This is a genomic window from Bradyrhizobium sp. ORS 86, assembly GCF_045571475.1.
GTDB lineage: Bacteria > Pseudomonadota > Alphaproteobacteria > Rhizobiales > Xanthobacteraceae > Bradyrhizobium.
Genome location: NZ_CP120699.1, coordinates 5262934 through 5286478, shown reverse-complemented (window position 1 = coordinate 5286478; position 23545 = coordinate 5262934). Strand labels below are relative to the sequence as shown.

The window sequence follows — 23545 nt, the reverse complement described above, 5'->3', positions numbered from 1 at the left end:
AGGCTGTCAGAAGTTCTCGTTCAAGTCAGTCGGCGATCTGATCCGATCAGGCCGGCTCAAACTGCTTCTCTTCGCGCTGAACCGTCATCGGCAAAGCCTCCAGTTCAACGTCGGTCCGGAGCGCCCAGCGGCTGCTTCCGTCGGCTCCCTCGTCGAGGCGCGTGAAGCCGAGCTTGCCATAGTGGTCGCGAACCATCTCGTTCCTGTCGGTCGGAAGATAGACGCCTTCGAGGGTCGTGACGCCGGCGGCCCGTGCCCGCGACACGACCTCGGCCAGCACAGCCTGCTCGACGCATCGCCCGAGCACCCGGCAGCTCATCAGCCAGGTGTCGATCGTCCAGATGTCGGGACTCGTGGCGCGGCAGACGATCACGCAGATGATGCCGTTGTCGCCGAACTTGTCGATTAACCGCGCGTGCAGCGTCATGACCCGGTCGTCGCCTTCCAACTGCTCGACCTGGGATTCGGTATAGCGGCGCGTCGTCAGGTTGAACTGGTTGCTCTTGTTGATCAATTGGGTGACGCGGGCTCGCGTCGTTCGGTCGAACGGGCCGAACACGATCCGCATTTCGAGCGAGCGCAGGTAAGCGTTTAGATCCGTCGCTTGACCTTGCAGGCTGAGCCGGCGCGCATTGGCCTGATACATTTCGGCGCGTGCGCGGTCTTCCTCGGAGAAATTGATCGCCTCGAAGTAGCCGGCAGCGGCCAGCGTACGGGCGTAGCTCGCGGGATCGGTGTCGAGCTCGGGCACCGCGACCTCCGGAAGCTCCTGCCGGATCAAGCCGCGTTCGACCGGATTGTCATCGAGGAAGACGAACGAATCGAGACCGAGAGCGAGCTCCTTTGCGATGGCGCGGATGTTGGTCGCCTTGTCGTTCCAGTTGGCCTGGAACACCGCGATATGCTCCTCCTTCAACAGCATGTCCGGGTGTTCCCTGAACGGCCGCCGCGCGACGCTGTCGGTATTCTTCGAGCTCACCGCGAGCACGATGCCGCGCGCCCGCAGTGTCAGCGCGAGCTGCTGCACGGAAAGATGCGCTTCGCCGGTGGCGTCGCCCTGGGCGATCTGGATGCCCTCCATGCCGTCGTCGCCGATCACCCCGCCCCAGACGGTGTTATCGAGATCAAGCACGAGAACGCGGCGGCTCTTCCCGCGCAGCGCGCCGATGATGCGCACAACATGCTCGGCGTAAAGCGGCACCAGCGCATCCGCAAACGGCAATTTCGCGAGATTCCACTGGGCCGGCGAGTGCCAGTCGGCAAGGCCGACGGTCTCGGCGATGCCGGCGACGTCGACCATCATGTCGGTCGAGTGCAACACCGCGCTGGATATCTTCTGGTTGATGCGATCGACCAGATTGCGGGCCGTGCCGGCCAGGGAGCGATCGAACGATCCGAACAGTCCTTCGGGCGGCGCGGCGAGCGTCTGCAGGATGCAGAGCGCGCCGCCGTTGCGGGACACGCCGGCACGAATCGAATCGAGAAGTCCGATTGCCGCATCAACGGTTTCAGTGGCGAGCTGCTCGTTGCCCGGGCACGGCTGCAACGACAGCCCGCGGTGGTCGAGCGCAATGAGGACCGCGTCGGGCTGCGCCTTGTTGAGGATCGACTCCGGCTGCAGCGCGTCCTGCAGATACTGATCATAGGCGCCGGTGATGCATTCGAGCGCAAAACCGTGGCGGGCCGCGGTTGCAACCAGAACGGGTACGATCAGATCGAGCGTTCCGTTTCCGATCAGGCCGAGGCGAAAGGGTATGAGCGGCGCGAGGGTCTCGCCGCCAAGTTGCAATGATCGAATCGTCCGTCCGAGTCTGGACAGTTGTCGCTCATCGAGCGCGTGGCTCGCGAGCGCTCTGATCTTCTTTCCGAGAGCGCCGCCGGAGCCGCTCGCCAGCTCCTTGCAGCGGATCGAGAAATCGGACGGAGGTTTTGGAAGCCAGGCGAGTTCTCGATACAGCTCTGCGGACACGGCCGTTCCCTTTATCTTGGCAACACGGTTATTGCCCGACTTGTTTGCGTTCCCCTCACTGTTGTTAGCCACAATCTTTATCCATAATTCGACAGTTTCATGGCGAGTGAAGATGTAGCCACATATGCGGAAGCGGTGACACGGTTTCGACGTTATCGGTGATGCAACGCAAGCGAGTGTCGCGATAATCTGTTGTCATATCGCACAAATGCGCAATAGAACTCGGCGACCATGGCGCGTGAGGAACCCGAAGTGGCGAATGATCTCGTCCTGTCAGTCGTAATTCCCAATCACAATTACGCCGATTATGTAGGCACCGCGGTCAGGAGCGCGCTCGACATTCGCTGGCCGCACGTCGAGGTGATCGTTGTTGATGACGGATCGACGGACAACTCGCTCGAAGTGATCAAACCCTACGCCGACAAGGTCACCATCATCAGCCAGGCAAACGCCGGCCAGATGCCGTCTTGCGTCAATGGGTTCCGCCGCTGCACCGGCGATGTCGTGATATTTCTCGATTCCGACGATGCCCTTCATCCGGACGTCATGACTGAAATTGCGGCAGCATGGTCCGACACTGCGAGCAAGTTCCAGTTTCAGATGCGCGTCGTCGATGCGAAGGGAAATCCGACGGGCAGCATCCTGCCTCAATATTACTCACGTCCCACCCCTCAGGAGATTCGCACCTGGGTTACGACGACAGGTCTCTATCCGACGCCGCCGGGATCGGGCAGCGCCTATCCGCGGTTGGTGGTCGAGCGAATCTTCGACTTTGAATCTGATTTCGTCGATCGTGCGCCAGATAGCTATTTGATCGCGGCGGCACCCGTCTATGGCGACGTCATCACGATCGCGAAGCCGCTGGTGGATTATCGGGTTCATGGACTAAACCATGGCGCGCATCTGCATCTGGACGACAGCCGCTTCGCGCGCGAGGTCGATCTCACGCGCCGGCGTCACAAATTCTTCACGGAAGTGGCAAGCAGCGTGGGCATGCCGGTGGATGCAAATGCGTTGAACAGGAATTTGCTGTTTCTGTGCCTGCGTGCGGCGTCATACTCGCTGCGACCGGACATCCATCCCATTGCGGGCGATAGCGCGGCGCAGATTGCATCCGCCATGTTCAAGGCATTGATGTTTCCGCAAGGCTTCTCACAGGCGCAGCGGATGTCGCTGTTCTTGTGGATGATCCTTGCATTGTTTGGCCCGCGCGGCATTCGGCGGTCCGTGGTGAGCTGGCGCTATGTGCCGACAGCACGGCCGCAATGGATGAGGCGGGCGCTTAGCCTGCTCCGGGTGGTGAAGAAAGCGCCGGCGGCTGCCTAAGACGAAATCAGTGGTTGATCACTCGGCCAAATGCGGCTGCTGAACCCTGGGACGCGGCTTCAGAAGTTCGGCAAACGGGCGCTCGATCAGCCGCCATGCGGCAACGCCGATCAAGGCGGAAAGCGTCAGGCTGGCAACGAAGAATGTCGAGGGATTGAAATGTGCCTTGAACTTGCCGATCGCGGAAATGGTGAGAGTATGCGTCAGGTAGATTGAATACGACGCATCGCCGAGCAGAACGAGGGCAGGAACAATCCGGACGCTGCGATTCTTTTCGACGATGACGGCGCCAGCAACCAGCAGGAACGCCGGGATGCCCCAGACCAGCACGCGCGGGGAATCGATCGCAAGCCAGGCGGAAGCGGCAAACAGCAGCAGACCAGCCGCCAGCGCCGCATGGCCCCAGCGGAGCCGTGGCAGGCGATCCTGCTCAAAGGCTCTGCCGAGCAGAATTCCCATCGGGAACTCGAGCATGATCGGATCGGTGTAGAATGTGATGGGGGGATTGTCGCCGGTGTAGAGGCGTCCCACCAGGATCAGCGCGAAGAACGTCAGGGCCAGGAAGACCAGCCGCCTGACGTTGTCGAGGAAGAGTGCCAGGGCAAAGATGGCATAGAAGAACATTTCGCAGTTCAGGGTCCATCCCGGCACCACCACCGGCCAGATCTCGCCGTTGCTCGGCGACCGCATCGGAACAAAGAAGAGGGATGCAAGAGTGTGGGAGGCGCTGACGACGAGCCGTGGAAAAAGGGCCGGGAAGGCAATTGCCGCGGCGACGAAGCAAATCGTCACGAACCAATACATCGGGACGATCCGGACGATGCGGTTCGCAATGAACTCCGCCGGCGTCTGCGTGCGGTGCGCGCTCACGGTCCACATCACGAATCCGCTGACCACAAAGAATATGTCGACCCCGGCGCTGCCGATCACGAGCGCCCGGCCATAGGTGAGACCTTGCGCGTGAAATGCGACGACCCCGAAGGCGGCAAACGCTCGCAGATATTGGATAGAGAGAAGCCTGGCCAACGCCGTCTCCCGGAGCAACTGCGACTGCCTGAAGGCGCCTCGAGCGGCCCGCGCAACGCCCTGGCATGCGCGGCCATTGGTCCGTCGCAGGTCGGTGTCGGCGGCGTGAAGCGCTACCGCCGGTGCTCACGGCGTCCGGTGCTTCCGCGGGACTTTCATCGTCCCTGCAGATTTCGTTGTTCGTGTGGACGCTATGCGTTGATTTTGCGACGAGGTTCCGCTTGAGCCGGCGCGACCATCAAACGAGCATCGCGAGAATGCATGATTGGAGGCGCGTGTTGGACCATGATCCGGAAAAGCATGAAGCGGATTTCCGAAAGATCACGCCAAGTTCGTCGCGCTTTGGTGGAGCGTCAACCCGCTGCTGATCTTGTGCGTTGACCCGATCGGCGTGCTGGAGTTCCGACCAATGTCAGCAGCCAGACGATCAGCGCAAAGCTCGGCTTGAGCACGAGTCCGACACTGATCCAACTGAACAGCAGAAAGTTGCAAATCTCGATGCGTAGCCGGCTCGAGTACAATCGTTGCACGAGAATGGCAAAGATCAGGACAAAGCCGAACAAGCCATACTCGTAGGTGAGCTTTGCCCAGGTCGGGTCGTTGACCTCATAGTCCATGTGGTAGAGCCGGACGTCCCTGAGATAACTGCCTGCGCCGTTGCCGAACCAGGTGGCGATGGGGCCGTTGTCAAAGCTGTGTCCGATCATTTCCATTGGCGCGACGAAGCGTGCATAAGCGCTGGTATTCGGCGTCTGGAATTCCGAGAGGCGGTCGAACCACAGGTCAAGACCGGGAACGTCCAGGCTGTAAAGCAGGTATAGCGCCAGGATCAGACCGACGAGATAGACGATGAACAGCGGGATGCGGAACACCGATCTTGGCAGCAAGAAGCCGGCCGTGATTGCGAGCAGGCCGGTGCCGGATAGCGAACAAAGCAGGCCTGCCGCGAGAATGCCCATGGTGCGCAGTCTCGCCTGCGAACCGAACTCGATGATGAGGGCTAACGCAACGATAAGCGAAAGATCAGCCGACTCACGGAGGAAAAAGCCGTTTGGCTTGATGATTCCGCCGCCCTCGCGCAGGAACGTGTAGTGTCCGGCACCGCGGATGGCTTCGGGCAAGTTGAAGTAGATGTTGGTCAGCAGCGTCGATTTGGTGGCGTTGACGAGCACGATCTGCACGATCGCGATGCAGGCGATGAAGGTTGCCGCCGAAACGTAGGCGGACAGGATGTAGTCGTGGACCTCCGCCGGCTCTCCCTTCAGCCGAATGGCGAACGGGGCATAGAGAACGAAGAGCAGCATCAGCGAAGTCCACGACGTCGACGACGTCGCTGTCACCGTTCCGAAACAGGCGAACACCAGCGCGACGACGAACAGCGCCAGAGACAGGAATCCGATCGAAGCGAAGCCGCTGACGAGCAGATATGCCGTCACGGCGGCGTAGCAGATGAGGTCGGTCGATGCCGGGAAGGTATTGATGTTGTAGGCGATCTGCGACAGGAACAGGACGGAGATAATCGACGCCCAGACGGCGAATCGTCCCGACTTGCTGAGTTCGGTGTCCGACGTGGCCAGCTTTGAATGCGCGGCCCCAGCCGGCGCCGTCATGGGAGCCTGAATCTCAAAGGTCATCGCGACATTTGCCTGGGTGGATCAAGGTCACGCTATCACAGTTGGCAATCGGTATCGATCGATATCCGGTTCCAGTCATGCCGCCGCGCCGACCTGCTTGACCAGGATGTCATGCACACGCTTGGTTCCCTGCTCGAGTCCGAAGCGGTTCGACATCAGTTCGAACAGCGCGGCCTGCTTCCGATTAAGCGCGGCGAGGTCGTCGATCCCGTCGATGATGGTTTGTGCCAGGCCGTCCATGGTGTCGGCGAGATACATCGCCGATTGTTCATCGGCCGTGGTGCCGTCGACCGCGGCGCGAAGGCCGAATATGGGAAGCCGTGCGAAAGCGTAGTCCAACAGCTTCAGTTTGAACCCGCCGCCGAGCGTCTCCGCAACCAGGCCGCCGCGCGATCTCGCAAGTACACTCGAGAGATCGTCCACCGGACCATGGAAGACCAGGTTCGGCCGTTCGTGGGCGTAGCGCGCCTTGATGTCCTCTGGAACGTTTCCGACCACATCCAGGGTAACGTTTTGGCGCTTCAGTGCCGGCAGCAGCGCGCTGACGATGTGCTCGAGATTGCGCTGCTTTGCGACCCATTCGAACGAGCCGAGCAGCAGGATTGACTTCGGCCGGGTTGGTTCGATGCGATCGCTCGGCGCGGCCGCTCCGAGATAGATCGGCGGCACCACGAACGTGGCTTTGCCCGATCGCGCGAAATAGGCCGCGTCAGCGTCTGTTATGCAGAGAATACTGTCGGCTGCGTCGACGATACGTTGCTCGAGTCGTCGATACTTCTCGGCATCCCAGCGCATGATCGAGCGGCGCAGCGGGTTGGCGAAGTCCTTCGCGATCGTAGGCCTGATCTTTCCCTCGGCGTTATGTGCGAGATAGCAGATCGAGGCTTGCTTCCGGCGCCGCAATACCATCGGTAGCAACGCGGCAGAGCGGGCGTGATCGAACACGATCCAGTCCCAGTGCTGGTTCAGGAGCTCTGCGAGAGTTGTGCCGATCGAGGGCGGTGCAAGGCTATAGGCATCCCTCGGCAACGATGTCAGCAGGCTAAGCATTCCAAGCCGTCGCGGCCACGGTGGCTCAGGAAAGACCGTGCGCGGCAAGCCGAGCAGACGGCCTTCGACCGGACCGTTCTCGCGCCGTGAGCCGACGACCGTCACGTCGGTCTGTTCGGTTCGCGACAGCGCCGTGAGCAGCCCCGCGGAATAGAGTGCATCGCCGCTGAAGAGCGGCGAGGGGATGCGGCCGACGATCCAGAGAATCTTCTTCATCACTCGATCTCGAAAGAACGCGCAGTACAGAATGTCGATGCCGAGGGCATACGCCCCCATCCGGATCAGGCAGCGGACGGAGATTTTGTGCCGAGCAATCGCCGTTTGACCAGCAGCCTTGCGACATATGCGATCCGCTTCGCGCCGCGACCGACGGAGGCAACGCCTCGTCGAAGCCGCTCCGCAGGTTGCAGCGGCGGAGTATCGAGATTGCGCAGCTCGATGCTGCTTTCATAGGCCGCCTGACTGACAAGGAACGGTTGAGTCTCGGCAAAATCAATTCCGTGTCGATCGTAATAGACCAGCTTGTGGTCCAACGGCCGGTCGGTGACGGAAAGAGTTCTGATCAACCCCATTGCACCCTTTCGGGTGACGGCATAGGCAGCCGATCCGAGTGCGGGCTTCAAGGGTACGACGAGCCGAGCTGCCTCGCCCTTGATCAGGGAAACGCCTGACTTCGACGTGTGCGCATAGTGGATGCCTTCGAACTTCACGATATCGCTTTTCGCCAGAAAGCGCGGCAGGTCGCGCCGGTAGAATTGCGGAAAGCGTTCGTCGAAGGCCGCATCGTCCTCAAGGACGATCGCCATCGGCAGACCCCTGCGCACAATGCGCTTCAGCGCGGCGATGTGCGAGAGATAGCAGCCGACTTCACCTGCCTTCATCGGGCGATTCGCTGGCGCAAAGTGGAACTCGCGCCGGATTACCCGGCGTATGAGCGTCATCCGGTTCTTGGCGTCGATCGCGGGGATGCGTTCATAGGGGACCCCGAACTGCGTCAGCGAGCTCGAGATGTCCTGCCACCGTGCGATGTCCCGATCGAGATTGATGACGAAGGCCGGTATGGTAGCGTCGGTTCCCACGATCCTCTCACGTTTGATGTTACCGCTTGCACAACGCGAGCGATGTTGCCGTAAATTTCGTCATCCTCCGGACATAAATTCGGCAGCGCGATCACATCATCGACAAACCGGACGTATTTTGTCCGAGGCCACGTCTTCGTCCAATTCGTCGATGTGAATGGTCGAGCGTTGCAGTGCGAAACTAACCTGTCCTACCGCGGCAGGGCTGTCAACTTGACGGCTGCTCGTCCATGAAGGCTCGAGTCTCGTCATCGAAATTGCACACAATCAGTCAGAAGGCTCGCTGAATGAACCTCGCCGAGATTATGAAACGTGTTCTCCCGATGCTGGCGGTGTTGACGTCGGCTCTGACAGCGGCTTCAACGCCGGCGCGGTCGGCGGGGTGGGAACTGGTGTTCTCGGACGAGTTCAACGGCGACAAGCTCGATCGCAACAAATGGGCAACGCGCTATCTCTACTCGAATGAGACGATGGATCACTTCAACGACGAGAACCAACGCTATCGCGATGGCCACGTCGTCGCCGATGGTGTTCTCAATCTGATCGCAAAGAAGATGCCAGGATCTCCCAGTCTGTACGAATCGGCAATGATCCGCAGTCATCGAACTTTCTACTATGGATACTATGAAGCGCGTGTGTTCCTGCCCAACGCCAAGGGCGTCTGGCCGGCGTTCTGGCTCGAGGCAGACTACGATATCGACGGCAAGACCTGGCATCCACCGGAGATCGACATCTTCGAGTTTGTCATGAACGGCGTCGAGGACAAGGCGAACTCGTTGCATTCCAATGTGGTGGCGCCGTTCGATCCGCGGCAGTACACCTACGTCGACCGCTCCTTCGAGCTCAAGTTCCAGAACATGTATGGAAGCGAGGATCTCAACCAGGGGTGGCATACCGCCGGCTTCGTATGGGCGCCCGACAAGATCTCGATGTTCTGGGATGGCAAGCTGATCTACACGCGCAACTACCAATGGCAGCGCAGCGATGGGAAGCTTGGGCCGCCCGCGCATGTCGACCTCAACTTCGCCGTCGGCGGCAGCAAATGGGCCGGACGGCACGGCATCGACGAGGCCGCGTTTCCGCAGAGCTTCAAGATCGACTATGTGCGCGTGTGTCAGTTCACGACCTCCGAGCGCGGAGGCCGGCAATGCGGGCCGAGCCAATTGACGCCCGATCCGCAGCAGTTCGGCTATTCTGCGCCGCTCAACGACATGGCGAAGCCCGCGTTCTTGCCTGTCAGCAAGGTGGTCGCGGGCAAGCAGCCCAACGCGGGCGCTCTGGCGCTAACGACGAGCGACAAGCTCAACGTCGAAATACCGCTCAAGGTCCCGGCTGACTATCCGTCCAACCGGACGCTTCAGGTGACGGTCTACGACAAGGCGACCGGAGCCATCGTGTCGTCAGCCAATACCAAATTGCAGGTCGAACCCGACAAGAAGCGGGCCGACGGCTCGACCACCGTGGTGGCTTCGCTGCCCGCCGTTGAGCGCCCCGGAAATTATATTCTGTTTGGCCGGCTGGCCTCCGATGTGACCAACGGCAATGGAGCTAAGCAGACGCTGTCGAGCCCGGTGACATGCAGCACCGACGTCGTCCAGCCCCCCAAAGCGACAGTGTGCAAGCTGTTGAACCTGGACGTGCAGGCGCAGACGCAATCGCATTGATGCTGCCCGTGGCCAGGGCGGACCTCGCCATGCTGTCGTCAAGACCGGCCGACATTTGGCGGCACGGCTCGTTCGCTATGCGCGCTCGGCGCCGAAGAACTCGCGCCGTAGCTTCGGGGTCAACAGTCTGAGCGAGAGGGCAGTCCTGATGAAGCCGAGCGGATTGGCCAATGTAGCCTTCTTGAAGAAGGTTGCGATCAGCCCGGACGAGTTGCTGTGGGCTCCCGGATGCCCGACGCGATAGATCGCGCCGAAGAAGGGGAGGGCCTTGAGCGGCGTTCCAGCGGCGGACAGTTCCTGGGCGACTGCGATATGGCTGCCAAGCATGCGCTTCAGGTAGTCATCCGCGTCGTTTCCCTTGAGCCTCTCGAGATCATAGAGCCGGGCGTTGATGATGTGGGATGTGCCGCAAAGCATGAAGAATTTTGAAATGGCCCCGAGCAGCATGTTGCCTTCGCTCCACATGTAGCCGCGGTCGATATACCAGCCATTTTCGCCGGGATGCCGGGCGACGTAGTCGGCGAGCCGCGAACTGACGAAATCGTCATCGTCGACGATCATAAAATAGGTGGCATTTTGTGCGGCCAGCATTCCTGCGCGCACGCGGCGTCCTTTGTCGACACGGAAGAAATCGCGGAAAACCTCGACATCGTCCGTCGCACCACGTTCATGCTTCGGGTTCGGCGCAAAATCGACGCGTTCGACCGAAAAGCCGTTTGGCAAGGCTGGCAGGTCGGCCCCGTCATTCGCCACAATAATGGCTTGCCAGCGGTCACTATTCTGACCCGAGATCGATGCTATGGTTTGTGCGAGCCGCGCCTTGAGAGCGTCCCAGTTCTTGGAATTGGCCGGATGGCGAACCGGTATGATGAAGGTCAACATGAATTATCTCGCATGGACGTCGTGGGCTCTGATGCTACGCATCGCGCGATGGCTCGGCCGAGGTAACATGCCCCGTTGGCCCGGCAGATGCATAGCACCAAGTTCACATGAACGTTCAGCGAGAGGTTTGTGGCAAAGCTGTGAAGCGAACTGCCTCTTGCGTGTGCAAGGGGTCGTTGCGGAACCGTGACGCTCCGGTATGTGCTTTCGGAACAATTGTCTCGCTGCTGACCGGCTCAGCGCAATTTTCCTCTTCTTGATGTGACGGCTGATGACACCCGCGACGGCGCCAGATCAAAAATCTTCCAAGCAGCTATTGACCATCCAATATCTGCGCGGGGTCGCCTCGGTGATGGTGGTGTTGCACCACATCAGAAATCCCTGGCCGAATCTCTACAACCCGCTCGAGAGGTTCGCCATGGGCGAGGCGGGGGTCGACATCTTTTTCATCATCAGCGGCGTGGTGATGTACGTTTCGTCGCGGATTGAAACGCCTGCCGTCTTCGCTGGATTGCGGCTTATTCGCGTCGCGCCCTTGTACTGGATTCTGACGCTCTGTGCGGCAAGCCTGCTGCTGATGTCTGGCGGGGCTAAGCCTGGTTTCGCGCTGGCGAACGACGTGATGCTTTCCGCGATGTTCATTCCGCATCACAGTTCGATCTTTGCCGGCACTATCTGGCCGGTGCTGAATCCGGGCTGGACCCTTTATTTCGAAATGTTCTTCTACCTGATCTTTACGATTGGACTGTTCTTCCGCAAACCGCTGCTGATCTCGCTTGGCCTGATTTCGCTGCTTGTTGCGTTAGGGCTCGTTGTCTCGACCGATGAATCGATCTTTCACAGCTACACGCACCCGCTGCTGATGTATACTCACCCCCTTATGCTGGAGTTTGCGGCAGGCATCGTGTTGGGGTGGTTGTTCCTGAACGGGAGGATCCCCAACGTCTGGTTGCTTCTGCCTGTGGGATTTGTGATGCTGTTCGCGGTGCATGCGTTGCAGCTTCCGCATCCGTACCTGCTCAACGGATTGTGTGCAGCGTTGATCATGGTCGGCGCGGTCGCGGCCGAACGGTCATTCAAGATTCGCGATATCGGTTGGCTGCGGTTGCTTGGAGATGCGAGCTATTCGATCTATCTGACCCACGCGTTGACGCTCTTCGTGTTTCGCCGCCTGTTTCTTCGGCTGCCGGTGGAAGGGATGCTGCAATTTGCATCATTCGCAATTCTCGCTGCGACAGCTTCGCTCGTGGTTGGATTTGTGGTGTACTTCAAGGTCGAGCGCCCGATGACGCGCTGGCTGCGTTCGCGGTTTCTTGCGGTCTTCGCGGTCGAGCGCGAACGTGCCGGCCGGCGACTACCGGAGACGACCGCTGCGGTCACCGTGGCCCAGCCGGGGAAGTAGTCCGCGAAGGATGCCTTGTCTACTTGTTGAGCAAACTGTTGCGGGGGTCCGCTTTTTGCCGAATTGTTGCGCATGTTTCATGGGGCGGGGCGTCCCAGCGGTCGGAGCCCCAGTATGGACTATGGGATCCTCATGGGCGTCGTAACGTTAAGTGTGAGCTTTCGTTGAGGCTTTAGTGGCAGACGGGGGCGCGGGATCCGCAACCCTTACAACGATTTTTTCCAACGAGTTTTTCGGGCTCGGCCCACCAGCATTCTGATTTCGTCACTGAACCCCAGCGCGCGTCACCGCGATCGTGTGACCGCATCAGGACAATCAAGAGATGAATGTTGCTTACCTCATTCTCGCCCATAGGCAGCCGGAGCAACTTGCTCGGCTGGTTTGTGAGCTCCAGTCACCGTCGACGGAGATTTTTGTGCATATCGACGCCCATGCGGACATCGCTCCATTCCAGCGCGCGGTCGGTTCTCGTGCGCATTTCACGACGAAGCGAATTCCAATTCATTGGGGTGACTATTCCTTGATCAGGGCAGCCCTTTTACTCATGGAGGCGGGGTTGGCGGCGCCGCGCCGCTGCGATTATCTCGTCTTGATCAGCGGGACGGATTATCCGCTACGTTCGGTGGACGAGATCGAGGAGTTCTTTCGTGAGAACAACGGCACTGAATTCATCGACTCGGTGGCGATGCCGTCTGAGGCCGCCGCGAAACCACTGTCGCGCCTGACACAGTACAAGGGCCGTCCCGGGCCGGTTGGCTGGTGGATCGGCAAGGGCCGCAAGCTGCTCGGTGGGCTCGGCGTGGTGCCGATGGCGCGCGATTACAAGAAATGGTTCGGCGAGCTCGCGCCTTACGCCGGCAACCAGTGGTGGGCGCTGACCCGCGACGCTTGCACCTACATCCAGAAGTTTGCTGACGAGCATCCGAAGTTCATGAAGTTTTATGAAAACACTCATGTGCCGGACGAGATGGTGTTTCAGACCATTCTCGCGAATTCGCCGTTTCGTTCGAAGATGCGGCGGAGCATCACCTATTCGGACTGGAGCGGGGGTGGGGCAAATCCGTCGGAGATCGGCGAGCGTCACATCGCGATGTTCCGTGCCAATCCATGCATGAAGATAGATGGCATCTATGGCTCAGGCGAACTGTTGTTTTGTCGCAAGGTCACCGACGCCACTGTCTCCGAGGAACTCGCGGTCATGATCCGGCAACGGAATGCGCGTATGTGACACGTTCCCGTCGCATTGCTTGCCTTTGATACCCGAAGAGGCCGTATGCAGTCATGATTTGCTGGAAGCCAAGCATGCCGCATGCGGCGTCTTCGGCTACAATTTGGTCGCATTTCCGGGCTGGTTGAGGGGTGATGCGTCACCCGCATGGAAAACGCGAAGAGCAGGCGTGCCTGTTGCAAGTCAGGTAGCTTGCCGATTGTCTGCCCGGCTGATTGGCGATCGACGGGTGAGGCGGTCCGGGCCGGATGCGCTCGGCTCGGCGGAGTATCTGATGGCAGTTGAATTGCATGAGCTTCAAGAACTGCCCCGAAGACAATCGGCCGCGTGTGAGCTGGTCTGTGCACGGTTCCATACATTTACCGCTTCCGACGCGCAGCTTGTCGGAAACATCACCGGCGGGAAGAAAGAAGAAAACTGCAAATGGTAGGCACGGAGCCGGGCAATCGTACCCATGCCGTTCGCGCAATCCGGGGCGTGTTCTGGTCGAGCGTCAATTCTGTGATTCCATCGCTCGCGGGCTTTCTCGTTTTTCTGGTGACGTCGCGCTATCTCGGTCCCGCCGAGTTTGGTGTCGTCGCCCTTGCCGGCAGTCTGGTTGCATTGCTTGCGGTGCTGTTGCCGACCGGTTTCGCCGAGGCAATTGTTCAGCGGTCATCCGTAGACGATATTCACCTGGACTCCACCTTCTGGGCGGCGACGATCTGCGCGCTCGTCGCATACGCCGTACTGGCCATCTGCAGCGGACCGTTCAGTCGAATGCTCGGCTCGGAATGGGTTGCTGTACTGCTGCCCGTGGCCGGGCTTAGATTGTTCGCCGACGCCGCGGGCATCGTTCCACAAGCTATCATTACGCGGCGAATGTCCTTTGAGTTGATTGCCGGTCGGACATTGCTCGCCACGCTGGTATCGGCGGCGCTGACGGTGCTTCTTCTCGTGGCGGGCTACGGAGTATGGGCGCTCCTCATCGCGCAACTGTCCTCGTCCGTCACCGCGACGGTGGCCGCGATGTGGGGAGCCGGTTGGCGACCGAAATTCCGGATCAGCTTGGCCGCGCTCAAATCGCTCGCGCGTTACGGTGCGTTTTCGTCGGGGACGCGCGCGATGCAGGCGCTGACGACACAGGCGGATCCGGCAATCGTCGGGCTTTACCTGGGTCCGCATCAAGCGGGCATCTATGCCTTTTCCAGGAACCTGTTCCAGATGATCCTCAACGTCCTGGCGACGCCGATCGGCGCAGTGGCCCATCCGATGTTCTCGTCCATCCAGGAAAATGTCGAGCGGGTCAGGAAGGGGTTCCTGCTTGCGACATTCCTGTCGTCGGCGTTGTCGTTTCCGGTCTTCATCGGGTTTGCGATGGTGGCGGATCTCGCCGTTCCCGTCGTATTCGGATCGCGCTGGGTCGATACGGTCGACCCCATCAGGCTGTATTGCGGCCTCGGCTTGATGGCCTGCATCGGAGTGATTCAAGGCAGCCTCATCAACAGCCGCGGACACGCGCATTGGTGGTTTTATTATCAGCTTGCCGCCGGAATAGTCACGCTGGCCATTCTCGTGCTGATGTCGAGGTTTGGCGTGACCACGCTACTGGCCACCGTTCTGATCGCGACCATCGCCCGATGGCCGTTTGCCATGATCAAGACCTCGCGGCTCCTGTCGGAACCGGTGTCGGAGTATCTGCGGGTTTTCGTCGGTCCGGCCGGATCCAGCCTGGTCATGGTCGCGGTCATTGCGGCCACGCGACATGTTCTTCCCGAGCTTCCGCCAGTCATTGCGTTGAGTATCAGCATTGCCGTTGGAGCGGTGTCATACTTTGCAACGATGCTGTTGATCGCCAGGGATCAGACGATGGATATCGCGAGGCTGCTTGCTGGATCGATCGGCGCGAAGTCGCAGAGGCATCAGGGAGTGGCGTCTACGCCCGGTTGAATATGTCGGTTGCACCACCTGGCTCAATGACCATAATGTTGCCTGACGTTCACGGCGTTAAGTGTCCGCCGGTTCTCGACCCTGACCAAGGCCCGAGCAAGATAGAAATGCGCGAAGTTGCACTCACGTTGGTCCTGTGCTCTCGAAATGGAATGAGGACCGTCGGAAAATGCCTGGACCATATCCGGTCGATGGACGGCGCTGATGCCGTTGAGGTTGTGCTCGTCGACAATGGTTCGACCGATGGTACCTTCGCGGCGATGCAGGAGTTCTGTCAGGTCAATCCCGCTCTATGGCGCGCCATTCTGGAGACCAAACCGGGCAATTCGGCCGGTCGGAATACCGGGATTGCGGCGTCGTCCGGTGACGTCATCCTCTTCATCGACGATGACTGCTATCCTGATCGCGGTTTTGCATCGGCCTGGAGAACGGTCTTCGCGCAAGATCCCGGATTGGGCTTTGGCTCCGGAAGAATCTTGCCATATGACGCGCGGCAGTCGCCGCTTGGCTGCAACACCAGCACCACTACGCGGATTCTATCCTCCTCTACCTTTGTTCAGCGAGGCTTTGTCCAGGGATCGAACATGGCATTCAGGCGCCAGTGCTTGACCGATGCCGGCATGTTCGACAGCCACTTTGGGGCCGGCACTCCGTTTGCCGGTGAGGAATGGGAAGTTGCCGTCAGGGCGTCATATGCCGGCTGGACGGGCGGCTATTTCCCGGAGCCGAGCGTGGCCCACGATCACGGCCGCTTTGACGATGAGGCGTTTGTTCGTGGGCACTACTACGACATCGGAGCCGGCGCAGTGTATGCCAAGCACCTTTTGACCGCGCACGCGCCTGCGACCGTCGTGGAGATCGCGCGGGACATCCGCAGACAGATCAGGAAGCGCGCCGCGGTGGGTCCGTTATTTGGAGGCGCCGTGCAATATTACTCGACTATGCTGCGTCAGGCGCGATCATGAAACTCTACTACTATCGGAGCACCGCACCGAACTTCGGCGACGATCTGAACAATGTGCTCATGCCGAAGGTTTTCCCGCGTTTCTTCGACGAAGACGATCTGACCCTGTTCCTCGCGATCGGGTCGGTCCTGTTCGATCATCATCCGCAGCAGGCCACGAAGGTGGTGTTTGGATCGGGATTCGGGCAGTACACCGCGGCGCCTCGGCTCGACGAGCGATGGAAGTTCTACTGCGTGCGTGGACCGCTTACCGCGCAAGCGCTGGGACTCGACGAACGGTTGGTCGCGGCCGATGCCGCTGTCCTGGTCAATCGTCATCTGAAGAAAGCGGTCCCGAAGCGCTTCAAGTTCAGCTACGTCCCGCATTGGCAGAGCTTGTTGAACGGCAATTGGCCGAAGGCCTGTGAATTGGCCGACGTCGAACTGATCGATCCGCGGTGGCCGGTCGATCGGGTCCTCGACATGATCCAGGCCTCGAACACGGTCATTACCGAGGCGATGCACGGCGCCATTGTGGCGGATGCGCTACGGGTGCCATGGGTGCCGGTTCTTCCGTTCCACCGATCGCACCGATTCAAATGGTCGGATTGGGCGGGCGCCCTCAAGATCGATCTCAGGCCGTTCCCGACCTTTCCTGCGACGTTGCACGACCTCTGGGTTTCCAAGACGGGCAGGGACGGCAACTGGATGTCCAGCAAGAACCGGCTGATTCAATTGGCCGTCACCGCGGCCAACGACACGCTGCCCTACGCAGCCGCGCGAGGATTGCGGCGACTGAGCGAGATGGAGCCGGTGCTCAGCTCCGATATTGCGCTCGCGAGGGCCGTCGCGAAGCTTGAGGAAGCCGCCGATCAAATCCGGCGCGATTTTCATCGTTGAAGCGAGAGATGCGCTGCAGCCTCGCTCGACAAGCTTCAGAACTGGATGACCTTGACGCCGGCGATATGCATTCTGGCGGGAAAGGCGCCGGGATTCTCCGGCTCGCGCGCCGGACCGCCGACGGCGACGTCCATCAGCATGTACCAGGGCCCGGCGCCGACCAGGTTCGGCATGGCGCAATAGGGCTTGTCGTTGAAATAGTAGACGATCTGTTGCTTCCCGATCAGGCAGCCGAAGCGGTTGAATCGGGAGAACAGGCTCGCGCCTTCCTCGACCAGGTCGAGTGGCATCGCCGCGCCGCGAGCGTCGGGCCCCTTTTCGCCTTTCCAGTGAATGCTCGAGAAGATGACGTCGTCCCGATACTGCGGCAATCCGGTGATGTAGGCCTCGATGACATCGATTTCAGGCGGCCAGCCGGGGGCGATGGGCAACAGCCACAGCCCCGGCCAACTGCCTGGGACCCTCATCAATCTGACATTGAACTCGACATAACTGTTGATGGTGATGCGGTTGAACAGCGTTCGCGATGTCACCATCGCTGCGGAAAATCGAAACGGCGTTTCCTTGCGCCAGCCCGGCACCAGCTTGCCGCCCTGTCGATCCGATAACCCTTCTTCGTGATACTCAGCCTGGATGAAGCGGCAGCCGGATGCCGGATCGATACCCCACACCGTCGTCTCCGGATTGAGGGCCGGGTCGGCATAGTAGCCCAGTTCCTTGTTGCCGTCCTGGCGCCGTCCGGTGGCGAGACGGCTTTGCCAGCATGGTCTGCCGCTGGGTGCAAACCCGTCGTCGCTGGCGAATTCGCGATCAAGCAGACGATCCGAAAATATCACTGTGCCGTGTGAAGGCAGCGGCGGTAGCGGCACGTCGTCCTTGGCGTAGGAGGTCGCGATCGTGGTGTGCGGGCCCCATCTCACCTCGCCGCTGGTGTGCGCGAGACCGAACAGTGGGTGTCCGAAATCCGATACCTGGAGGACGATTGACTTGCCCTCTGCAAGCGGCCGCACAAGGCGGATCTTCACCAGTTTGACCCGCTCGCCGGGCTGAAAGATCACGAAGCCGCGCGCCGCGACGAAGTCGGCGTCGGCCGTCGCCGCGCCAGGCGACGCGCCGATCGTCCCGTCCCCATTGAGCGTCTCGTATTCCAGCACGATCGTGCAGGCGGTCGGTACGTTGAGCTTGACGGGCACTTCCGCCCAGAGCTCGGTCGATCGCACCGTCGTATTCTCCACGGTGATGATGGCGTCGCCGAATGATAGGGCTCCGTCCGCTGCGGCCGGCGTGTCGAAGACCGTGAGCGGGCCGATGGTCGTCAACGCGAGGCCGGCCGCCCCCTTGAGCACCGCTCTCCGCGTTACGCGCCTCATCTCTGCTTCACCGGCTCCAAAGGCGACGTCCAGACGAGAAGCCGAAGGACACGATGGACTGCACCGCAAGGGCGGCAAGGCCTAACGGGACGGCCAGCGCAAGCGCCCCATATCTGCGTTTGGCGATCGCGTATTGGCTTGCTGTGCGCAGTTCGGTCCGAAGTGTGCGCAGCCCTTGCCAGTCGCGGCGGCGCCAGGTCGAGCTGAGCCAGCGCAAGATGAATGTCGCGCGGGTATCGGGCCGCAGGATGTATTTGGCGTAAAAGCTGCCGCGGCCGCGATCATAAGAACTGAGCAGCGCTGGCACGTCCGCGTCGACGCGGCCGTGATCGTGCGCCACGGTCGGGCGGGGATCGAAGCAGGCGTCGAATCCGGCCCACAGCACAGCAGTCACCGCATCGATATCCTCGCAGGGAAAGCGCGTGCCCGCTCCAAGATCGGGATCTATGCCGCCGATCGCCTGCAGGGCCTCGCGTCGGAACGCGAGATTCGCGCCCTGCAGCGTCCCGGCCCTGACAAAGGTCCGCTTCGGATAGACACGCGCTGCCTCACTTTCCTCGATCGTGATCCTGGTATGGTCCGGATTGTGGAGGAGGATCCGGCCTCCGATCACACCCGCGCCGGGATGATCGGCAAATGCCGCGAAGATCGCATCAACATAGTCGGGCGAAGGATAGCAGTCGTCGTCAGTGAAGGCGATGATCCTGCCGCGTGCGTTTTCCCAACCGAGATTGCGGGCCGCACCGAGACCGATCCGCTCGCACAAGATGTATCGTGAGGCCGAGTCGCTCCCGAAAGCACGTTGCAGCACGGCCGCTGTATCGTCGGTTGACGCGTTGTCGACCCAGATCACCTCGTAAGCGTGATTGGTGCGCAACGCGCGCATCGCGCCCAATGTCCCCGACACGCGGCTCGCGCGATTGCGCGTGCAGATGACAATCGACACTTCGATATTTCTGGTCGAATCAGAATCCACGATCAGGTCCTGCGCATGTCATCAGGCGGAGAGGCTAGAGGCCGGCATGTGTGTCGTACCACCCAGGCAGTGAGCCGCGTTGACCCGTGCAGAGCTTGTACGCCGCCTTGAACGGCAGTGCCAAAACGGGAGATTTGGCCAACAGGGAATCGTCGCCGAAATACCGGTAGTCGCGGAATATCGATCGGTAGCGACGAACGATGCCGTCAAAGTCCAGCCAGTCACTGCCGAGGTCTTCGCCAAACGGACCGGAAGCGCCGCCTTCGAAGACATGTGCGACGCGCGAGCCGTCCAGCACCTTGGTGTTGACCTGCGATCCCGGAATTCGCTGCTGCTGCACCGCCTTGAACTTCCGGTAGCCAAGATCGCGCAAGAGGCCGAGCTGGGCCTCGACCTCATCAAAGTCGACCTTGTCGGATTCGACCGAAATGTAGCGAGGGCGGTTGGGCTGTTTCTTCAGTCCCTCCAGCACCAGATGATCCGCTCCCTCGACGTCGATCTTGAGAAAATAGGGCACGCCGCAGGAGCGGTAGACATCGAGAACGTCGATGCGCGGCAAGACTATGCATTCACTCTTGTGACCCAATTTCTCGGTGCGCTCGGCCCTGTCCTTGTTGATGGTGGAGAGGACGGAGTCCGAGTTCTTGTAGAAGGTGATGGTAGGTCCCTCGGACTCCGCTGCGATTGCTCCCTCGATAATCCGCAACCGCCCGTTCGCGACTTCGTTGCGAAATCGCGAGCGGCAATGTTGTACGAGGTCCGGGTTGGCCTCGATCCCGAGAACCTTGAAGCCCTTCTTGAGATAAAAGGCTGCGTCCTCGCCCTTGTGCAGGCCAACGTCATAAATCAAGTCTGCAATCATTGCGAAGCTCCCACCGGTTGTTACCCATCGAGCCTTCCAAATGATCGTGGCCTGGTTTGCGCGAGCCTTCTCCTTCTCGTCAGCCAGGCCGGTTGGGCCGCCCGTCAGGCGGCGGCCCGGGTGTTGCTGCGGATCTGGCGCTCGATCCATTCATAGGTCTTCTCAAGACCGGAGCGCAGCGTCGCCGATGGCTTCCAGCCGAGCTTCTGGCCGATCAGACGGTTGTCCGAGTTGCGGCCGCGCACGCCGAGTGGACCGGGAATGTGTTTCTTGATCACCTTCTTGCCGGCGATGTCGGAGACGAGATCGACAAGCTGGTTGATTGTGACCATCTCCTCCGACCCGACATTGACCGGACCTTCGAAGTCCGACCGGGTCAGGCGAATGGTGCCCTCAAGACACTCATCGATATAGAGGAACGAGCGCGTCTGCGTGCCGTCGCCCCAGATCTCGACCTCACCATGATTGGAAGCCTGGGCGACCTTGCGGCACACCGCGGCGGGCGCCTTCTCCTTGCCACCTTCCCAGGTGCCCTCGGGCCCGAAGATGTTGTGATAGCGCGCGACGCGGTTCCGCATTCCATAGTTGCGGTTGTAAGCGAGATATAGTCTCTCCGAAAACAGCTTCTCCCAGCCATATTCGCTATCCGGCGCCGCGGGATAGGCCGAATCTTCCGCGCAATTGGGATTGTCGGGATCCTTCTGGTTATGCTCCGGATACATGCAGGCCGACGACGAATAGAACATGCCGCGCACATTCCGCTTCTGACAGGCATCGAGCATGTTCAGATTGATGGTCGCCGAATTGTGCATCACGTCGGCGTCATGTTCGCCGGTGAAGATGTAGCCGGCACCGCCCATGTCGGCGGCGAGCTGATACACTTCATCGAACTTGCGGTCGGTGATCTGCCTGCAGAAATTCTGGTCGCGAAGATCGCCGACCACGAAATCATCGGCTTCGGTCTCCGCGAATGGCGGAAATTTCAGGTCGACACCACGCACCCAGAAGCCCTCACGCTTGAGTCGCTTGACCAGGTGCCCGCCAATGAAGCCACCTGCGCCGCAGACCAGTGCGGTGGACATGTTCTTCGTCGCCATTAGATTTTCCTTTCCGCAGTTTTCGAACCGATTGCATAGTCAAATACTGTTTCAAATCGGTCCGTTACCGATTTGATGTCGTAGTTTTCGAGCGCAAATGACCTCGCCTTGGCGGCTGCATTTGTCCTCAAGGCTCCGTCATCGAGAAGCCGCAGCGCGGCCTTCAGGAAGGCCGCCTGATCGACGGGATCAACGACCAATCCGGCGCCATTGCGGCGAACCAGATCAGACGCGAGATTTTCCTTCGGCGCCGCAAGCAGCACCGGACGTCCGGCGCAGAAATAGGATTGCACCTTTGAAGGTACCGAGAATATTCCCGCCTCCGGTTCGATCGTCGCAACGGCGACATCGGAGGTCGCGAGTACCATCGGGAGATCCGCGAAGGGCTGCAATGGCAACAGGATCAGATTGTCCAGCCCGAGCTCGGCCTTGGCCTGCTCGAGATGGGTGACGCCAACGCCTTGGCTCACGGTCACGACGTTGGCGCGTCCCTTCACCATCTTGGCGAGCTGCACCAGCAGGTCGGGATTGTGCTTCAACCCGAGCGTACCCGAATACAGAAAGTTGAACGAGTGATGCAGACCGTGACGGCGTGACCACGCATTGTCCTTCGGGTGTGGCGCGATATCGTTCAACGCGCCCCAGTTCTCGATCACAAAGACGTTGTCTTCGGTGCCGGTCCACTTGCTTGCAAGCGGAGAGAAGGCGTTCGTGATGACGACGACCGCATCGGAGTTTTGAAACTGGCGCCGCTCGAGAAACCGATAATAGGCACCCACCACGGCACCGGGCGGACCCAGCTTCTTACGCAGTAGCTGCGACACCGCAACGCTGTAGAAATCCTGAACCCAGAACACGAACTTGGTGCCGGTTTGCTTGCACGCGTTGACGATAGCCGATTGGGCTTCGGTTGGGGTATTGCCGGAGATCACGATGTCTGGCTTGTCCGAATGCACCAGCTTCGCAACTGCTTTGCCGTAAGCGACGTCGTCGAATCGACGACGCACGAAGGACGCCTTGTCGTAAGGTCGCGACAGCTTGACGCCGGCAAAAGAGAGGTGAGCGGGATCCTTGGACGATTTCTCGAGCTTACCCTTTGGACCGAGATCGCCGTGGAAGTAGGCGTGGCTGACCTCATGTCCACGCGAAGCCAGTTCGCGGCTGAGATCGACCTGGAACGGATGTCCCGCGTAGTCGTGCACGAAGATCTTCATAGCGGCACCGCCCCTCCAGCAAACGGCGCATGGCCGTCGGGAAAATGCTCGCGATACGAGATCGTTGGTCGTGCACCGGTGGATCGGAGTTGCCTGTCGTCGGCTTGCATTATCCTCAATTTCGAACCTTGTTGAAGGCAGCGCAGCTTGGCGTGCATGTTGGCGTCATGTTTCGGAGGCACTCTGCTCGAATATTGGACAACAGCGGAGTGAGGCATGATCGCGGCTTCTATTCGACGAGTAAGAAATTCTTGTGTCGGTGGGAATTCAAAATCGGTGCCAAGTGGCAGCAACGGCGGCCGACCACCACACGGCGTGCTCAAAAGTCATCGAGGCATGCGTCCTTGCCTCAAAGCGGCCACATAAGCAGTGCCTACGCGACGGTGCCTTGATCCCGCGTTCGTGCCCGCGCCTGATCGTGCTCTCGTCGCATGGCCGGACAGAGGATGCCGCGTGCAGTACGCCGTTCGAGTAGACCGATCCTTTGGGGGTCCCATGTCATCTAGGTTCGTTGTTGTCGCCATCGCCGGGTGGCTTGCAACATGCCACGCAGCCCTTGCCGATCCGATGACGCTGGATTTTTCCTGGGGCGGAGCCAAGGGTTGCGTCACTCTCTTCCCGAATCCGGAATTTCGTCTTCACAACGTTCCGGCGGGCGCCAAGAGCCTGTCGTTGACGCTGACCCAAGGCGTCAGGGAGATGGGCGGAGAGGAGGTGCCGATCCCCTCGGATGGCATCTTGCCATCTGGAACCTTCAGAACGTTCGGACCGTGCAATCCGGGCGTGTATCGATGGACGGCGCAGGCCAAGTCCGCGACCGGAGAGGTTTTGTCGGAGGCGCACCGGGCGCGGTACTATCCATCCGACGAGCTTGCGGAACACCAGCCTTAAGTGGGAAAGCCGGCGCCCCCGCACGTGCGGACAGGTTGCGTGGCCACATTATTGCCACTTGGCGGAACTCGGCCTCTGCGCTGCCGCAATAGCAGGCACTATC

Annotated in this window: 20 protein-coding genes; 9 read left to right on the top strand and 11 right to left on the bottom strand. The window is 60.2% G+C overall.

Annotated elements, in window-relative coordinates; all coding sequences use genetic code 11:
- Positions 1-46 precede the first annotated feature (46 nt).
- Positions 47-1969, bottom strand: a complete 1923-nt coding sequence (locus tag P6U25_RS24510; RefSeq protein WP_407147332.1) for an HAD-IIIC family phosphatase — start codon at positions 1967-1969, stop codon at positions 47-49.
- 252 nt (positions 1970-2221) lie between these two features.
- On the opposite strand from P6U25_RS24510, the gene P6U25_RS24505 reads away from it, so the two are divergent.
- Positions 2222-3295: a glycosyltransferase family 2 protein gene (locus tag P6U25_RS24505; protein ID WP_407147331.1), complete on the top strand. Its 1074-nt coding sequence runs from the start codon at positions 2222-2224 to the stop codon at positions 3293-3295.
- Positions 3296-3313: 18 nt separating this feature from the next.
- On the opposite strand, the gene P6U25_RS24500 is transcribed toward P6U25_RS24505, so the two are convergent.
- The 4 genes from P6U25_RS24500 to P6U25_RS24485 all read right to left on the bottom strand — a co-directional run bounded on the left by P6U25_RS24500 (position 3314) and on the right by P6U25_RS24485 (position 8084).
- A complete protein-coding gene (locus P6U25_RS24500) occupies positions 3314-4321 on the bottom strand; it encodes an acyltransferase family protein (RefSeq protein WP_407147330.1) in 1008 nt (335 codons plus the stop codon).
- A gap of 353 nt (positions 4322-4674) precedes the next feature.
- Positions 4675-5955: a hypothetical protein gene (locus P6U25_RS24495; RefSeq protein ID WP_407147329.1), complete on the bottom strand. Its 1281-nt coding sequence runs from the start codon at positions 5953-5955 to the stop codon at positions 4675-4677.
- A 75-nt stretch (positions 5956-6030) separates the two neighbouring features.
- On the bottom strand, positions 6031-7221 hold the full coding sequence (locus P6U25_RS24490; protein ID WP_407147328.1) for a glycosyltransferase: 1191 nt from the start codon (positions 7219-7221) through the stop codon (positions 6031-6033).
- Positions 7222-7286: 65 nt separating this feature from the next.
- Positions 7287-8084 (bottom strand): glycosyltransferase family 25 protein, encoded by a 798-nt coding sequence (locus tag P6U25_RS24485; RefSeq protein ID WP_407147327.1) that lies wholly within the window; start codon positions 8082-8084, stop codon positions 7287-7289.
- A gap of 305 nt (positions 8085-8389) precedes the next feature.
- On the opposite strand from P6U25_RS24485, the gene P6U25_RS24480 reads away from it, so the two are divergent.
- A complete protein-coding gene (locus tag P6U25_RS24480) occupies positions 8390-9748 on the top strand; it encodes a family 16 glycosylhydrolase (RefSeq protein ID WP_407147326.1) in 1359 nt (452 codons plus the stop codon).
- A gap of 75 nt (positions 9749-9823) precedes the next feature.
- Here P6U25_RS24480 and P6U25_RS24475 read toward each other — a convergent pair whose 3' ends face one another.
- A complete protein-coding gene (locus tag P6U25_RS24475) occupies positions 9824-10630 on the bottom strand; it encodes a galactosyl transferase (RefSeq protein ID WP_407147325.1) in 807 nt (268 codons plus the stop codon).
- A gap of 271 nt (positions 10631-10901) precedes the next feature.
- Between P6U25_RS24475 and P6U25_RS24470 the strand changes: the two genes are divergently transcribed.
- The 6 genes from P6U25_RS24470 (at position 10902) to P6U25_RS24445 (ending at position 17032) form a co-directional block, all read left to right on the top strand.
- Positions 10902-12032, top strand: a complete 1131-nt coding sequence (locus tag P6U25_RS24470) for an acyltransferase family protein (protein ID WP_407147324.1) — start codon at positions 10902-10904, stop codon at positions 12030-12032.
- Positions 12033-12354: 322 nt separating this feature from the next.
- Positions 12355-13260 carry a beta-1,6-N-acetylglucosaminyltransferase gene (locus P6U25_RS24465; protein ID WP_407147323.1) on the top strand — a complete coding sequence of 302 codons (906 nt, stop codon included), beginning with the start codon at positions 12355-12357 and terminating at the stop codon, positions 13258-13260.
- Between the two features lie 58 nt (positions 13261-13318).
- Positions 13319-13690, top strand: coding sequence for a hypothetical protein (locus tag P6U25_RS24460; RefSeq protein WP_407147322.1), 372 nt, complete (start codon positions 13319-13321; stop codon positions 13688-13690).
- Positions 13684-15189, top strand: a complete 1506-nt coding sequence (locus P6U25_RS24455) for a lipopolysaccharide biosynthesis protein (RefSeq protein ID WP_407147321.1) — start codon at positions 13684-13686, stop codon at positions 15187-15189. Before P6U25_RS24460 ends, P6U25_RS24455 begins: the two co-directional genes overlap by 7 nt.
- A gap of 152 nt (positions 15190-15341) precedes the next feature.
- Positions 15342-16154 (top strand): glycosyltransferase family 2 protein, encoded by an 813-nt coding sequence (locus P6U25_RS24450; protein ID WP_407147320.1) that lies wholly within the window; start codon positions 15342-15344, stop codon positions 16152-16154.
- Positions 16151-17032: a polysaccharide pyruvyl transferase family protein gene (locus P6U25_RS24445; protein ID WP_407147319.1), complete on the top strand. Its 882-nt coding sequence runs from the start codon at positions 16151-16153 to the stop codon at positions 17030-17032. The genes P6U25_RS24450 and P6U25_RS24445 overlap by 4 nt, the downstream gene beginning before the upstream one ends.
- Before the next feature lie 35 nt (positions 17033-17067).
- On the opposite strand, the gene P6U25_RS24440 is transcribed toward P6U25_RS24445, so the two are convergent.
- Genes P6U25_RS24440 through P6U25_RS24420 form a run of 5 tightly spaced genes read right to left on the bottom strand, consistent with a single transcriptional unit; the run spans position 17068 to position 22551 of the window.
- Entirely contained in the window at positions 17068-18402 is a 1335-nt protein-coding gene (locus P6U25_RS24440; RefSeq protein ID WP_407147318.1) for a hypothetical protein, read from the bottom strand.
- Positions 18403-18409: 7 nt separating this feature from the next.
- A complete protein-coding gene (locus P6U25_RS24435) occupies positions 18410-19378 on the bottom strand; it encodes a glycosyltransferase (RefSeq protein WP_407147317.1) in 969 nt (322 codons plus the stop codon).
- Positions 19379-19412: 34 nt separating this feature from the next.
- A complete protein-coding gene (locus tag P6U25_RS24430; RefSeq protein WP_407147316.1) occupies positions 19413-20390 on the bottom strand; it encodes an FkbM family methyltransferase in 978 nt (325 codons plus the stop codon).
- A complete protein-coding gene (locus tag P6U25_RS24425; protein ID WP_407147315.1) occupies positions 20345-21337 on the bottom strand; it encodes an NAD-dependent epimerase/dehydratase family protein in 993 nt (330 codons plus the stop codon). The genes P6U25_RS24430 and P6U25_RS24425 overlap by 46 nt, the downstream gene beginning before the upstream one ends.
- The gene (locus tag P6U25_RS24420) at positions 21337-22551 is read right to left on the bottom strand and encodes a glycosyltransferase family 4 protein (protein WP_407147314.1); all 1215 of its coding nucleotides are present in this window, start codon (positions 22549-22551) and stop codon (positions 21337-21339) included. Before P6U25_RS24420 ends, P6U25_RS24425 begins: the two co-directional genes overlap by 1 nt.
- Positions 22552-23118: 567 nt before the next feature.
- On the opposite strand from P6U25_RS24420, the gene P6U25_RS24415 reads away from it, so the two are divergent.
- Positions 23119-23442, top strand: a complete 324-nt coding sequence (locus tag P6U25_RS24415; RefSeq protein WP_407147313.1) for a hypothetical protein — start codon at positions 23119-23121, stop codon at positions 23440-23442.
- Positions 23443-23545 lie beyond the last annotated feature (103 nt).